Here is a 13,924-nt window from a genome sequence, read left to right on the forward strand (position 1 = left end):
ACCGACAAAGGAGGAGGCGCAGATGAGCACCGTCGACTCTGCCGAGCCCAGCACCGACACCGCCTTCGGCGACAGCGATTTCGTCGTCGTGGCCAACCGCCTGCCCGTCGACCGTGATCCTCATGATGCGAACCACGGATGGCGTACCTCACCAGGAGGTTTGGTCACCGCGGTGGCTCCCGTGATGAAGGCCCAGGAGGGGGCGTGGATCGGCTGGACGGGCGTCGCCGACGAGGACTTCGAACCCTTCACGATCGACGGCATGCACCTGACCCCGGTGACCCTGACAAGTGAGGATGTCCTCAGGTACTACGAAGGGTTTTCCAACGCCACGCTGTGGCCGCTCTACCACGACGTCATCGTCCCGCCCGAGTACCACCGCACCTGGTGGGATGCGTATGTGCGGGTCAATGAGCGCTTCGCGCACAAGGTCACCGAGGTGGCCGCGGAGTCCGCGACCGTGTGGATCCACGATTATCAGCTCCAGCTGGTCCCGCAGATGGTCCGACGCCTGCGCCCGGACCTCGCGATCGGGTTCTTCAACCACATTCCCTTCCCGCCCTACGAGCTCTTCGCTCAGCTGCCGTGGCGCGACGAGATCCTGCGCGGGCTCCTCGGCGCCGACCTCATCGGGTTCCAGAGGCCGGCGGACGCAGCGAACTTCCGTCGCGCCGTCCGCGGACGTCTGGGATATGCGACGAAGGGGTCGACGGTATCGGTTCCGCCGGGTGACTTCCTCCCGGCCCACCTCGTCCGCGCCGAGTCGTTCCCGATCTCGATCGACACTCCCTATCTCGAGGAGCTCGCCCGCGATCCGAAGATCGTCGAGAGGGCGAAGCAGATCCGCGAGGAGGTCGGCAATCCGCGGGTGGTCATGCTCGGCGTCGACCGGATGGACTACACGAAGGGCATCCGCCACCGACTCAAGGCGTTCGGGGAGCTGCTCGCCGAAGGCCGACTCGATGTCGAAGATGTTGTCCTCATCCAGATCGCGACCCCGTCGCGGGAGCGGCTCGAGCAGTACAAGATCATCCGCCACGACGTCGAACTGGCCGTCGGGCGGATCAACGGAGAGCAGGTCGACGTGGGGTCGATCCCCGTGCGCTACCTCCACCATTCCTATCCGCGCGATGAGATGACGGCGTTCTTCCTCGCCGCCGATGTCATGCTGGTGACCGCTCTGCGCGACGGAATGAACCTTGTTGCCAAGGAGTATGTGGCGTGCCGGAGGCGCGACGACGGCGCCCTCGTGCTCTCCGAATTCACCGGGGCGGCCGAACAGCTCAAGGGCGCGGTGATGGTCAATCCCCACGACATCGCCGACCTCAAGGCGGGCATCCTCGAAGCCGTGCAGATGGACGAGAGGACTCGCACTCGCCGGATGAAGCAGATGCGCAAGAGGGTCGCCACCGACACCGTGAGCCGATGGTCGAAGAACTTCCTCGCCGAGCTCGAGCACATCAAGGACAATCCCGAGGCCATCGTCCCCGAACAGCCCGTGGTGCAGAAGAAGCGGACCGCACCGCCGCCGGACGTGCCGGCGGCCCCTTCCGATCGCGCCGAGCGACCCGATGATGCCGAGTGGACAGACGATATCTCCACCGCCCGCTAGGAGAAGCACAGTGACATCGAAGCCGACCGCGCTCGGTCCTGCCCGCTCCACCCCCGCCGAGGTGGTCCTGCGTGATCTCGCCACCGCCGAATCGCTGCTGCTGGCCTTGGATTTCGATGGGGTGCTCGCACCCCTGCAAGACGATCCGTCGACCTCCCGGATGGTCCCCGAATCGGCTGCGGCCATCGCGGCGCTCGCCGGCCTGCCGCGCACGCGGGTGGCGCTGGTGTCCGGTCGCGATATCGCGACCCTGCGCCGGCTGTCCGCAGCCCCGGACTCGGCGTGGCTGATCGGTTCGCACGGCGCGGAGGCCGAACTCGGAATCGACGCTGACGGTGACGGCGACACTGCTGAGTTCCGGCCTCCCGAACTCACCGCGGCCGAGGCGGACAGACTCGCCGCCATCGATGCTCATCTCGACGCATTCGAACACACGCTGCCCGCCGACGGCTCAGGCGATGCCGACGGTGCCTCGGATTTCCTCATCGAGTCCAAACCCTATTCGCGGACGGTCCATACTCGCGGAATCGCACCCGAGGCGGCCGCGGCCCTGCACGAGCACGCCACCGAGGTGGTCGAGGAGTTCCCGGACATCCGTGTCATCGAGGGCCACGACATCACCGAACTCGCCGTCAAGCAGGCGACGAAAGGCGATGGCATCCGGCTGCTCGCCCGCGCCGGCGAACCGACCGCAATGGGCTACCTCGGCGACGATGTCACCGATGAAGACGCCTTCGCGGCACTCGACGAACTCACGGACTCCCACGTCCTCGACTCCGGTCTGACCGTCAAGGTCGGGTCCGCGCAGACTCGCGCTGCGTGGCGGATCGCCGACCCTGCAGCTGTGGCCGTACTGCTCGGTCGCCTCGTTGCCGAACGCACGGAATTCCTCCGCACCGTCCACAATTGAGGGCCGTCCACTGCCACGGTCGGGCCGCCTCGGCGGACTCCGCTCGACCCGACTCACCGGTCGGATCCACGTCACGTCAGGGCCGCCTCGGCGAGGATGATTGTCATCGAACCCCGAGTTCAGCGGCGCTGCGGGGGCACGGCACTGGCGCGGAGGACGAGGTCCGGGTCGACCGTGTAGTCGACGTGCACGCGCGCGTGCCCGGCGGCGATCATCGCGCGGATCTCGTCGATCGCCGACTGCGCCACGGTCGCCCAGTCGTAGACCACCTGCGACAGCGGCGGTTGGACGACATCGGCGTCGGGGACATCGCCGACCGTGAGCAGGGACAGGTCGCGGGGCACGTCGAGCCGCAGCCGCTGGGCGGCTTCGAGCAGGCCGAAGGACAGGGACGGGGCGCAGGCGATGACGGCGGTGCAGCGCAGGTCGAGCAGCTCCTCGGCGGCGGCGACTCCGGCCATGGCTCCGCCGGCGGCCTCGACGACGGGGGCCTGATCACGGGTGGCGGGGATGTGGAGGATTCCCGCCATCGATCTGCGGAAGCCGGCGATGCGAGCCGGGGCCGCCGAATCGCGCAGCACTGCGAGTCCGATGCGTCTGTGGCCGAGGTGGACGAGGTGGGCCACGGCGGTCTCGATTCCGCCGGTCGCATCGAGGTAGATGCGCGAGATCCCGTCGTCGTGGCGGGCATTCGAGATGCGGATGAGCGGCAGCCCGCGTTCGGCGAGCATCCCCGCGAGCACACCGGCGGCACCACCGCCGACGACGATGGCTCCTGAGATCGCAGGTCCGCCGTGTTCGCTGCCGAGGATGGTCTCAAGGAGCGCCTCGTTGCGTTCGGCGATGGCCTCGATGTGGACGACGGCGATGCCGAGTCCGAACATCCGGTTCGTCAGGATCTCCGCCAGCCGCGAATACGGGTCGACGTTGCCCGCGGACACCGCGGGTTTGATGAGCGCGATGAGCGACGAACCGGCACCGTCCCCGGCACCTGTCGTCGGGGTCTGCCCGGTGGCGCCGAGGATCGCCAGCGCCTGCCGCACCTTCGCGAGAGAGGCGGCCGAGACCGATTCGGGATCGCGCAGGGCCCGTGAGGCGGTGGCCCTCGAGACCCCGGCGGTGCCGGCGATCTCGGCGAGGCGGACGTGCCGGTGCTCGGGCGGCTGATCGTTCATCGGCGGGCCGCCGTCGTCGAGGTTCGGGCGACGAGTCGGGGACGGAACACCGGCGGCACCGAGGGCAGACTCGTCGTCGAGATCCGCAGGGTCTGCAGGGTCGCCGCGATGAGGGCGTTCGACAGTCCCTCAACGTCGAGGCCGAGGACCGTGGCCGGAGGGCCCGTGAACTTCATCGTCGGGGAATCGCCGAACCCGACGACCGACATGTCCCGCGGCACCTGCAGATGCCGATTCCGCAGACCGTGGAGAGCGCCGTGCAGCTGCAGAGCCGATTGGACGATCACTGCTGTGCACGTGGCATCCTTGAGCTCGAGCACCGCACGCGACCCGCCGGAGAACGACTTCGGCACCCGTGAGATCCAGTCCTCCAGGTGGAGCCCGAGATTCCTGGCGGGATGTTCGGCCAAGAAGCGGCGGATGAGCTGGACGGCCAGCTCACCGCTGTCATTGCAGATCAGCCCGATCCTCCGGTGTCCGATCGCCCGCAGATGTTCGAACGCTGTGGTCATCCCCCCGCCGAGGTCGAGCCGCGCTGCGATGACATCGGCACTTCCCGGCCCGGTTCCGGGCGTACCCGCCACGGAAACTTCAGTCCCGGACGTGACGGCCTCCTCGGCGGCGGACTGTTCGGCGACGCGGATGCAGGGGATCTCCGTGTTCAGGCTCGTCATCGTCGTGGTCACCAGAGCTACGGCGCCGGCGTCGATCGCGGTCTGCAGCGGTTCCGGATCGGTCTCGACCAGCGGACGGGTGACGAGGAGATCGTGATCCTGCAGGGCCTTGGTCACACGGGTGCAGACCTGGACCTGCCAATGTTCGGGATTGCCGGGGGCGCTGACGGCCACGAGCCGCCTCGGCGCATCATGGAGCAGGGTCGACCGCGAATAGCCGAGCTCGTTCATCGCCTCCAGCACCCTCGCCCGGGTCGACTCGGCGACGGCACCGCGGCGGCCGAGCACGCGGGAGACCGTGGCCAGAGAGACCCCGGCCCGGGCGGCGACCTCGTCCAACGTGACCTTCATAGACGTCAGTCTACTTTCGCCCCACGGTATGCGTCGGCGCAGCCGACGGGGTGGACGCTGCGGTATGCGTCGGCGCACAGCCAGCGTGCTGAGAATCACTCTACGCATTGTCGAATTCACAGAGCACCCCAACCTTCCACCCCTTAGGATGAGAGTGACTGAGCATCCCTGCCAGGTCACCGACGACCAGCTGCTCACGGAGTTATTCAGAAGTTTTAGGAGGACTTATGTCAACGGTGTCGTTGAATGGCCTCAGTCATGTCTACGAGAACACGACGTCCGAATCCGTACACCCGTTCAACCTCTTCGTCGATGACGGCGAGTTCCTCGTCCTCTACGGCCCCGCCGCGTCGGGCAAGTCGACGATCCTGCGGATGCTCCACGGCCTGGAGACCCCGAAGACCGGCACCATCCTCATCGACGGTGCCGATATCACCCACACCGCCGTCAACGACCGCGATGTCACCCTGGCGCTGGAGAGCTACGCGCTCTACCCGCATCTGAGCGTGCGCGACAATCTCGGCTTCGCGCTGCGCGTCGACGGTCTGCCCGCCGATGAGATCCGAGAGCGCGTCGAATCCGTGATGGACAAGATCGGGTTCAGCGACATCCTCGACTCGGTTCCCGGCGACCTCACTCAGCTGCAGCGCCAGACCGTGGCCCTGGCCCGCGCCGTGGTCCGCCGCCCCAAGGTGCTCATCATGGACGAGCCCGTGGTCAACCTCGTCCCCGAGCAGCAGACGGAGACCCTGTCGCTGATCAAGGGCCTGCAGCAGGAGTTCGGGCTGACGACGATCTATGCCACCTCCGATCTCGAGGACGCGAAGGTCCTCGGCGACCGGATCGCATTCCTCGACCACGGACGGCTGATCGGGGTGGAGACACCCGACCTCGCCGAGGCGCTCGCGGCCTCGGTCTCCGACTCGGACTCCTGAGCCGTGCCGGGAACCCTGCCCCCGCCGGACCCGTCCTCACACCCTGCACCGTCGACGTCGGTCGGCGCGGCCGCATCGGTCGGCGCCGGCGCATCGGTCGGCGCGAGCGCACCGGAGATCCACACGGTCCGGAACGCCGATCATGCGGCCCTGGCCGAACTCCCCTGGCATCTGCCGCTGGCTCAGTGGCCGGAGACGCTGCTGGGCGGTCTGCCCCGCGGAATCTCCCGCCACGTCGTGCGCTATGTCGAGATCGGAGACGAAGTGCTTGCGATCAAGGAGACCGACGACGCGCAGGCCACGCGTGAGTTCGACATCCTCGGTGCGCTCGGCAACCTCGACGTCCCCCTCGTCGAGGCCCGCGCCGTCGTCGGCGGCCGCCGGACCGCATCGGGCGAGGCGCTCAAGGGCGCCCTCATCACCGCCTATCTCGAGTTCTCCCTGCCCTACCGCGCACTGTTCTCCCGGGACCTGGCCGAGGACACCGGCGGTCGCCTCGTCGACGCTCTGGCAGTGCTGCTCGTCCGCCTCCACCTCGTCGGCTTCTACTGGGGAGACGTGTCGCTGTCGAACACGCTCTTCCGCCGCGACGCCGACGCCTACGCCGCCTATGTCGTCGACGCCGAGACCGGCGAGCTGCACGACCAGCTCTCCGACGGGCAGCGGAACATGGACCTGCGGATCGCGCGGATGAACATCGCCGGGGACTTCCTCGATCTGCAGGCCGCGGGACTCGTCGCTCCCGAGACCGATCCGCTCGCGGCCGGTGAGCGACTGTGCGAGTCCTACAACGCCCTGTGGGCGGAGCTGACCCGGGTCGAGGAATTCAGCGTCAGCGAACGCTGGCGCATCGACGAACGCATCCGCCGCCTCAACGACCTGGGCTTCGACCTCGGCGAACTGACCGTGACGACCGATATCGACGGCATCAGCCTGCTCGTGTCCCCGAAGGTCGTCGAACCCAACCACCATTCGAGGCGTCTGCTGCGACTGACCGGGATCGGTGCCAACGAGAACCAGGCGCGGGCGATGCTCAACGACCTCGACTCGTTCCGCTCGGCCCCCGAGATCGCCGAAGTCGACGAACTCGACGAATCCCAGGCCGCCCGCCGCTGGCTCGACGAAGTGTACAAACCCCTCATCCAGGCGATCCCGGAGAACCTCACCCGCAAACTCGAACCCGGGCAGATCTTCTACGAGTTCGCCGAGCACCGCCGCACCATGGCTCGCGCCCGCCAACGCGACATCCCCACGATGGAGGCCATCGCCTACTTCATCGTCGACTACCTGGCGAACCTCCCCGACGAGATCCGCTACGTCGACAGCGAGAAGTTCTAACGCTCCCACCTCAGCCGATGTTCCACAAGGTGAAACGGGAACGGCGGGGCCGCCTCGGCGGGCATACCTTGGAAGTCCACGCAGCGACACCGGTGTCGCTCCGGAACCGAACCCCGCCCGGAAGGATTCCCGATGACGACGAACGAGCCGATGCCTACGAACGAGAACAACCCGTCGATCCCGTCCCTGTTCGACTTGAGCGGCCGCACGGCCGTCGTCGTCGGGGCCGGCTCCGGACTGGGGCAGGCCAGCGCGATCGGGCTGGCCGATGCGGGGGCACACGTCGTCGTCGCCGATCTCAACCTCGCCGGCGCCGAGGAGACAGCCGAACTCATCGCCGCCCGTCGCACGGGATCGGCTGCGCACGGTGCCGCGGATGGCGGATCCGGGGCCGGGTCCGCCTCGGCGGTGGCCGTGGACATCACGGACACGGCGTCCGTCGACGCGCTCGTGGACGCATGGGCCGATGCCGAGGTTCTCGTCATCACCCCCGGGGCGAATGTGCGCAAACGACTGACGGACACCTCCGATGACGAGTTCGACCGGGTCATCGACATCAATCTCAAGGGCACCTACCGGCTGATGCGCGGGTTCGGCCGTGAGATGGGCGAGCGCGGTCGCGGCTCGATCGTCACCTACGCCTCGTTCCGGGCACTGGCCATCGAACCCGGGCAGGGACTGTACGCGGCGGCCAAGGCCGGGGTGGTGCAGCTGACGAAGACGATGGCCAGTGAGCTCGGAGGCAAGGGCGTGCGCGTCAATGCGATCCTGCCCGGGCCCTTCGACACGCCCCTGACCCAGCAGATCAAGGCCGACGGGAAGTGGTGGGACGCGTACGCGGACAAGACCGCTCTGGGCCGGTGGGGTCGCCTGCACGAGATCGCCGGGCCCGTCCTCTTCCTCGCCTCGGACGCATCGAGCTATGTCACCGGCCACTCGCAGCTCGTCGACGGCGGCTGGATGGCCCAGGACGGACGATTCACCCCCGACGTGTGAGACCTCTGCCGTGTGAGATCGACGACGCCGCGGGACGGTTTCGCCCGTGATCACGGGGAGCCCGGCGAGACAATATTCATGGCCATGCAAGAATATTCATATGACCGTTTCGCACACACCGCCCACCCCGCCGACGCACACTCCCACCGGAGTGCTGCGGCAGCTGGGGCGACGCAAGTCGATCAGCGCCATGACCGCCGAGGCCCACACCGATGCGCAGTCCGCACAGCAGGGTGGGCTGCGGCGGACCTTCGGCGTCTTTCAGCTGACGATGATCAGCGTCGGGGCCACCTTGGGCACGGGAATCCTCGTCATCCTCGGCGAGGCAGTGCCTGTGGCCGGCCCGGCCGTCTGGCTCGCCTTCGTCCTCGCCGGAATCACGGCGCTGCTGTCGGCGGTCAGCTACGCCGAGATGGCGGGAATGGTGCCGGTGTCCGGGTCGAGCTACTCGTATTCCTATGCCACTCTGGGTGAGGGCGTCGCCTGGGTCTGCGGCTGGTGCCTCGTCCTCGAATACGCGGTCTCGGTCGCCGCGGTCGCCGTCGGCGCCGCCGACTACGTCAACGAGACCCTGCGCGTCTTCGGCCTCGAGCTGCCGGCGTCCCTGACCACGGGACCGGGCCTGGCCGAGAATCCGGATGGGATCATCAACGTCTCGGCGCTTGTCGTCGTGGCCCTGGCGACCGTGCTGCTCATGCGCGGCGCCCGCGAATCCGGTGTCGCCAACACCATTCTCGTGTTCGTCAAGATCGGCATCCTCGTCTTCTTCGCCGTCGTGGCGTTCACCGCGTTCAAGGCCGGCAACTTCGCGCCGATGCTGCCGATGGGCGCCGCCGGTGTCACCGCAGCCGCTTCCAGCGTGTTCTTCTCCTATATCGGCTTCGATGCCGCGTCCACGGCCGGTGAGGAAGCGAAGAATCCGCGCCGGGACCTGCCGCGGGCGATCATCTTCTCCATGCTCATCGTCACCTCGATGTACGTCCTCGTCGCCGTCACAGCGATCGGGGCGCGGCAGTGGCAGTGGTTCGACGGCGCTCATGCGCCGCTGGTGCAGATCGTCGAGGAGATCACCGGGTCGAATATCGCGGTGCTGGCCTTCGCCGTGGCCGCGGTGCTCGCGATCTTCTCCGTCGTCATCACCGTGCTCTACGGTCAGTCGCGGATCCTGCTGACGATGGCACGGGACGGCATGGTGCCGAAGATCTTCGGTGTCGTCTCCCAGCGCACCGGCACTCCCCTGATCGGCACTCTCATCGTCGGCGGCCTCGTGGCCGTCACGGCGGCGCTCATTCCGCTCGGCGAACTCGCCGATGCCACGAGCATCGGCACCCTGTTCGCGTTCTGCCTGGTCAATATCGCCGTCATCTACCTGCGTTTCAAGCGCCCTGACCTCGACCGTTCGTTCAAGGTTCCGTTCGGGCCGGTCGTCCCCGCGCTGGGAGCCGTGGCGTGTGCGTTCCTCATGGTCAACCTCGGCGGGCGGACGTGGATCGTCTTCGGTGTGTGGATGGCCGTCGGCGCCATCGTCTATCTCACCTACAGCCGCCGCCACTCGACGGTCGGGGCCATGGACGAGGCAACGTACCGCGCCACCCTCTGATTGCTACCTGACGGCGGCCCAGCTACCTCGCGCGAGGTTGCTGGGCCGCCGTCAGGTAGCAATTGGGGGTTTTCAGGGGCGGCGGGCTCGTGCCACCTCGTAGAGGGAGACCGCTGCGGCGATGCCGGCGTTGAGCGACTCGGTGGTCGCAGCGATCGGGATCGACACGATCTGGTCGCACTTCTCCGAGATGAGCCGCGACAGACCCTTGCCTTCGGAGCCGACGACGATGCACAGCGGGTCGCGGGTGAAGGTCAGTTCGGGCAGCTCGACGTCACCGTCCATGTCGAGGCCGACGACGAAGACATTCTGCTTTTTCAGCTCATCGATCGCCCTGGCCAGGTTGACCACCTGTGCCACGCGGATGCGCGAGGCGGCACCGGCGGAGGTCTTCCACGCCGCGGCCGTCATCGAGGCGGCGCGACGCTCCGGGATGATCACACCGTGACCGCCGAAGGCCGCCGTCGACCGGACGATGGCACCGAGGTTGCGCGGATCCGTGATCCCGTCGAGGGCCACGAGCAGCGGAGTCTCGGCTCGTTCGGCCGCGAATTCGAGCAGGTCGGCGGGGTCGGCATAGTCGTACGGCGGAACCTGCAGGGCGATGCCCTGGTGGATCGCGTCGTCGGTGAGCCGGTCGAGGTCGGGCTTGCTCGCCTCGAGCATCGAGATTCCGCGCTGCGTCGCCAGAGTGATGGATTCGCGCACCCGATCGTCGGAGTCGATGCGACCGGAGACGTACATCGCGGTGGCCGGAACACCTTCGCGCAGAGCCTCGAGGACCGAATTGCGTCCGGCGACCATATTCGGTCCGAGCTCCTTCTTCTTCCGCTTCGCCTGCGCCGAGGCGTTCGAACTCTTGCGCTGCTGCGCGGCCTTGTGCGCCTTGTGATAGACGCGGTCCTCGGCCTTGGGCGTCGGCCCCTTGCCGCGCAGGCCGCGCCTGTTCTTGCCGCCCGACCCCCTGGTCGGGCCCTTCTTCGATCCGCCGGAGCGGGGATTGGAAGTCATGTATTTCCTATCGGATGCGTTGGGGTCGCGAGCTCATGCCCGTGACCGAAATTCGTCGACCTCAGCCCTCGCCGAGGTGGTAGCGGTACCCGTCGGCCGTGTCCTCGATGATGACGCCGGCCGCGGCCAGCTCGTCACGCAGCGCGTCCGCGGTGGCGAAGTCCTTCTCCGCTTTCGCCTCGGCCCGCCGTGCGGCCATGGTGGCCACGAGGGAGTCGAGCGCGGACTCCGCCTTGGCATCGCTCGCCGATCCGGCCCAGACAGCGGCGCTGGGATTGACTCCGAGGATGTCGAGCATGAGCTCCACCTCGGCGACGATTCGCGTCAGCTCCGCTCGGTCGCTGCCGGAGTCGAGGAGCTTCGCTCCCTCGCTCACGGAGGCGAAGACGACCGACAGCGCCCGCGGCACACCGAGGTCGTCGTCGAGGGCGGCGGCGAATTCGGCAGGTACGTCGACGCTGCGTGAAGCGTAGGAGTCGCTGACGTCCGGCAGCGCCGGCGCGTCCGCCCCGAGTGCCTGGCGGGCGCGCTGGAGGAAGTTCTGAAGCCGCTCGAGCGAGGCCGCCGAGCGTTCCATCGCCTCGTTCGAGAAGTCGAGGATCGACCGGTAGCTGGCGCCGGTGAGGAAGTAGCGCACGGCCAGCGGGCTGAACGTGTCGAACAGGTCGGAGGCGAAGACAGAGTTGCCCAGAGACTTCGACATCTTGTCCCCGCCCACATTGAGCAGGCCGGAGTGCATCCAGATGTTCGCGAACTGGTCGCCGGCCGCTCGGGACTGGGCGAGCTCGTTCTCGTGGTGCGGGAACCGCAGGTCGAGTCCGCCGCCGTGGATGTCGAAGTTCGACCCCAGGTACTTCGTCGACATGGCCGAGCACTCGATGTGCCAGCCCGGGCGGCCCCGTCCCCACGGCGACGGCCACGAGGCGGTGATCGGCTCGGAGTCCTTGTGCGACTTCCACAGCGCGAAGTCCCTGGCGTCCTTCTTCCCGCGCAGCTCGGCCCCCTCGGACAGTTCCATGTCCTCGAGCTTCTGGTTCGTCAGTGCCCCGTATTCGCTCCACGAGGCGGCGTCGAAGTAGACATCGGCGCTGCCGTCGAGCGCGGGGTAGGCATGACCGGCCTCGATGAGGCGGGAGATGAGTTCGATCATCTCGGTGATGTGCCCCGTCGCGCGCGGTTCGCTGCTCGGCGGCAGCACATCGAGCGCATCGTAGGCGGCGGTGAAGGCGCGTTCGTACTTATACGCGTGAGCGAACCATTCCCGACCCTCCTCGACGGACTTCGACAGGATCTTGTCGTCGATGTCGGTGACGTTGCGGATCATGGTCACCCGGTAACCGCTGTAGAGCAGCCAGCGGCGCAGAGTGTCGAACACCGAGGCCGAGCGCAGGTGGCCGATATGCGGTTCGCCCTGCACCGTGGCGCCACAGACGTAGATACCGACCTGACCGTCGTTGACGGGGCGCAGTTCTTCGGTCGTGCGGCTGGCGGTGTTGTAGAGCGAGATAGTCACGCCCCCAAGTCTACCGGGCGTGGAAGATTTCCCGGTTTCCCATTATTCGATACACGACTGTTATGCGCATCACGTGACGACGGGCACATTGCCCAGCGTTTTCACAGTAAACTGGAGCCAAGCATTGAAGCCGCAGCAAGAGACCCTTCTCACATCACGGACTTCACATCGGACCACCGGTCTCACAGACGAAACTTCGGTGGCCACACTCGGTCGCGATGATCCGCGGCCAGTCAAGAAAGGACATCATGTCACCCACGTCATCACCCCGGAGGGAGGTCTTCGTCTCCCGCGGCGCGTTCATCTTCGCGGCCATCGGTTCGGCGGTCGGCCTCGGCAACATCTGGCGCTTCCCGTATGTCACCTACGAGAACGGCGGCGGCGCCTTCCTCATCCCCTACCTCGTCGCTCTGCTGACTGCAGGCATCCCGCTGCTGTTCTTCTACTACGCCATGGGCCACCGGTCTCGCGGATCGGCTCCGCTGGCCTACCGGATGACCCACCGAGCCGCCGAGCCCATCGGCTGGTTCGCCACCGGAATCGCGATCATCATCGGCATCTACTACGCCGCCATCATCGGCTGGGCCGGCTCCTATATGTTCTTCTCGCTGAGCGAGGCCTGGGGCGATGACGCGGAGGGCTTCCTCTTCGGCGAGTACCTCAAGCTCGCAGACCCCGGCATCTCCTTCGAATTCGTCCCCGGCGTGCTCATCCCGCTCATCATCGTGTGGGCCATCGTCCTCGGCATCCTCCTGCTCGGTGTGCAGAACGGCATCGCACGGTTCTCGAAGATCTTCATCCCGCTGCTCATCGTCCTCTTCCTCGCCCTCGTCGTCCGGTCGCTGTTCCTTCCCGGCGCTGCGGAGGGACTGAATGCACTGTTCACTCCCGACTTCTCGGCACTGACAGATCACAAGGTGTGGATCGCGGCGTACGGTCAGATCTTCTTCTCTCTGTCCATCGCCTTCGGCATCATGATCACCTATGCCTCCTACCTGAAGAAGAAGACGAACCTCACCGGCTCCGGTCTCGTCGTCGGCTTCTCGAACTCGGCGTTCGAGATCCTCGCCGGCATCGGAATCTTCGCGGCCCTCGGGTTCATGGCCTCTGCTCAGGGCGTCGAGGTCTCCGAGGTGGCATCGTCGGGCATCGGCCTGGCCTTCGTCGGCTTCCCGACGCTGATCTCCCAGATGCCCGGCGGAGCGATCTTCGGATTCGTCTTCTTCGCCTGCCTCGTCTTCGCCGGTCTGACCTCGCTGATCTCGATCGTGCAGGTCCCGATCCAGGCTCTGCGGGACAAGTTCCGTCTCAGCAACAAGACCTCGACGGCGACCGTCGGCGGAGCGATGGCGATCGTCTCGCTGGTGCTCATGCCCACGGTGACCGGACTCTACGCACTCGACACCATGGATGCCTGGGCGAACAACATCGGCATCGTCGGCTCGGCCGTCCTCGCGATCGTCGTCGTCGCATGGCTGCTGGGCAAGCTGCCGGTGTTCAAGCGTCACCTCAACGCAGTCTCGAGCTTCAAGCTCGGGTGGACCTGGATGATCCTCATCTCGATCACCGGTGTGGTGCTCGCCTACATGCTCGTCACACAGATCATCACCTACGCCACCGACGGCTACGAGGACTACCCGGCCGTCATCACCGGCACCTACGGCTGGGGCATGATCGCCCTGCTCGTCGTCGCCTCCATCGTCCTCACCCTGGTCAGATGGCCGAAGAAGACGATCGACGACATGAATGAGGCGATCGCCGACTCCGTAGCCGAAGAGAACCTCCGCAACGAGACCAAGGGAGTCTGAC

The 13,924-nt window shown here is 66.9% G+C and carries 11 protein-coding genes; 7 read left to right on the forward strand and 4 right to left on the reverse strand.

What is annotated here, in order from left to right; all coding sequences use genetic code 11:
• Positions 1 to 22 precede the first annotated feature (22 nt).
• Positions 23 to 1,612 carry an alpha,alpha-trehalose-phosphate synthase (UDP-forming) gene (locus BLIN9172_RS08235; protein WP_101554628.1) on the forward strand — a complete coding sequence of 530 codons (1,590 nt, stop codon included), beginning with the start codon at positions 23 to 25 and terminating at the stop codon, positions 1,610 to 1,612.
• 10 nt (positions 1,613 to 1,622) lie between these two features.
• Positions 1,623 to 2,522 (forward strand): trehalose-phosphatase, encoded by a 900-nt coding sequence (locus BLIN9172_RS08240; protein WP_170286900.1) that lies wholly within the window; start codon positions 1,623 to 1,625, stop codon positions 2,520 to 2,522.
• A 119-nt stretch (positions 2,523 to 2,641) separates the two neighbouring features.
• Here BLIN9172_RS08240 and BLIN9172_RS08245 read toward each other — a convergent pair whose 3' ends face one another.
• Both BLIN9172_RS08245 and BLIN9172_RS08250 read right to left on the reverse strand, forming a co-directional pair.
• Positions 2,642 to 3,697: a substrate-binding domain-containing protein gene (locus tag BLIN9172_RS08245; RefSeq protein ID WP_101554630.1), complete on the reverse strand. Its 1,056-nt coding sequence runs from the start codon at positions 3,695 to 3,697 to the stop codon at positions 2,642 to 2,644.
• Positions 3,694 to 4,722, reverse strand: coding sequence for a LacI family DNA-binding transcriptional regulator (locus tag BLIN9172_RS08250; RefSeq protein ID WP_101554631.1), 1,029 nt, complete (start codon positions 4,720 to 4,722; stop codon positions 3,694 to 3,696). Before BLIN9172_RS08250 ends, BLIN9172_RS08245 begins: the two co-directional genes overlap by 4 nt.
• 227 nt (positions 4,723 to 4,949) lie before the next feature.
• Here BLIN9172_RS08250 and BLIN9172_RS08255 point away from each other — a divergent pair, with 227 nt between their 5' ends.
• The 4 genes from BLIN9172_RS08255 to BLIN9172_RS08270 all read left to right on the forward strand — a co-directional run bounded on the left by BLIN9172_RS08255 (position 4,950) and on the right by BLIN9172_RS08270 (position 9,591).
• Positions 4,950 to 5,657, forward strand: a complete 708-nt coding sequence (locus tag BLIN9172_RS08255) for an ABC transporter ATP-binding protein (protein ID WP_240812083.1) — start codon at positions 4,950 to 4,952, stop codon at positions 5,655 to 5,657.
• A 3-nt stretch (positions 5,658 to 5,660) separates the two neighbouring features.
• The gene (locus BLIN9172_RS08260; RefSeq protein ID WP_240812082.1) at positions 5,661 to 6,995 is read left to right on the forward strand and encodes a DUF4032 domain-containing protein; all 1,335 of its coding nucleotides are present in this window, start codon (positions 5,661 to 5,663) and stop codon (positions 6,993 to 6,995) included.
• A gap of 132 nt (positions 6,996 to 7,127) precedes the next feature.
• Positions 7,128 to 7,991: an SDR family NAD(P)-dependent oxidoreductase gene (locus BLIN9172_RS08265; protein ID WP_240812081.1), complete on the forward strand. Its 864-nt coding sequence runs from the start codon at positions 7,128 to 7,130 to the stop codon at positions 7,989 to 7,991.
• 100 nt (positions 7,992 to 8,091) lie between these two features.
• Positions 8,092 to 9,591, forward strand: coding sequence for an amino acid permease (locus BLIN9172_RS08270; protein ID WP_101554632.1), 1,500 nt, complete (start codon positions 8,092 to 8,094; stop codon positions 9,589 to 9,591).
• A gap of 72 nt (positions 9,592 to 9,663) precedes the next feature.
• Here BLIN9172_RS08270 and rlmB read toward each other — a convergent pair whose 3' ends face one another.
• Complete coding sequence (gene rlmB, locus BLIN9172_RS08275; RefSeq protein WP_101554633.1) at positions 9,664 to 10,602, reverse strand: 23S rRNA (guanosine(2251)-2'-O)-methyltransferase RlmB; 939 nt, start codon at positions 10,600 to 10,602, stop codon at positions 9,664 to 9,666.
• Positions 10,603 to 10,663: 61 nt separating this feature from the next.
• The gene (gene cysS / locus BLIN9172_RS08280; protein WP_101554634.1) at positions 10,664 to 12,115 is read right to left on the reverse strand and encodes a cysteine--tRNA ligase; all 1,452 of its coding nucleotides are present in this window, start codon (positions 12,113 to 12,115) and stop codon (positions 10,664 to 10,666) included.
• A 248-nt stretch (positions 12,116 to 12,363) separates the two neighbouring features.
• On the opposite strand from cysS, the gene BLIN9172_RS08285 reads away from it, so the two are divergent.
• Positions 12,364 to 13,923, forward strand: a complete 1,560-nt coding sequence (locus BLIN9172_RS08285) for a sodium-dependent transporter (RefSeq protein ID WP_101554703.1) — start codon at positions 12,364 to 12,366, stop codon at positions 13,921 to 13,923.
• The last annotated feature ends 1 nt before the right edge of the window (position 13,924 follow it).

Origin of the sequence: Brevibacterium linens ATCC 9172, assembly GCF_900169165.1 — a bacterium.
In the GTDB taxonomy this organism is placed as follows: Bacteria; Actinomycetota; Actinomycetes; order Actinomycetales; family Brevibacteriaceae; genus Brevibacterium; species Brevibacterium linens.

What these genes read in the sequence shown, in the direction of transcription:
- BLIN9172_RS08235 (WP_101554628.1), top strand. Translation starts at nt 23, where the DNA reads ATGAGCACCGTCGACTCTGCCGAGCCCAGCACCGACACCGCCTTCGGC.
- BLIN9172_RS08245 (WP_101554630.1), bottom strand. Translation starts at nt 3,697, where the DNA reads ATGAACGATCAGCCGCCCGAGCACCGGCACGTCCGCCTCGCCGAGATC.
- BLIN9172_RS08250 (WP_101554631.1), bottom strand. Translation starts at nt 4,722, where the DNA reads ATGAAGGTCACGTTGGACGAGGTCGCCGCCCGGGCCGGGGTCTCTCTG.
- BLIN9172_RS08255 (WP_240812083.1), top strand. Translation starts at nt 4,950, where the DNA reads ATGTCAACGGTGTCGTTGAATGGCCTCAGTCATGTCTACGAGAACACG.
- BLIN9172_RS08265 (WP_240812081.1), top strand. Translation starts at nt 7,128, where the DNA reads ATGACGACGAACGAGCCGATGCCTACGAACGAGAACAACCCGTCGATC.
- BLIN9172_RS08270 (WP_101554632.1), top strand. Translation starts at nt 8,092, where the DNA reads ATGACCGTTTCGCACACACCGCCCACCCCGCCGACGCACACTCCCACC.
- rlmB (WP_101554633.1), bottom strand. Translation starts at nt 10,602, where the DNA reads ATGACTTCCAATCCCCGCTCCGGCGGATCGAAGAAGGGCCCGACCAGG.
- BLIN9172_RS08285 (WP_101554703.1), top strand. Translation starts at nt 12,364, where the DNA reads ATGTCACCCACGTCATCACCCCGGAGGGAGGTCTTCGTCTCCCGCGGC.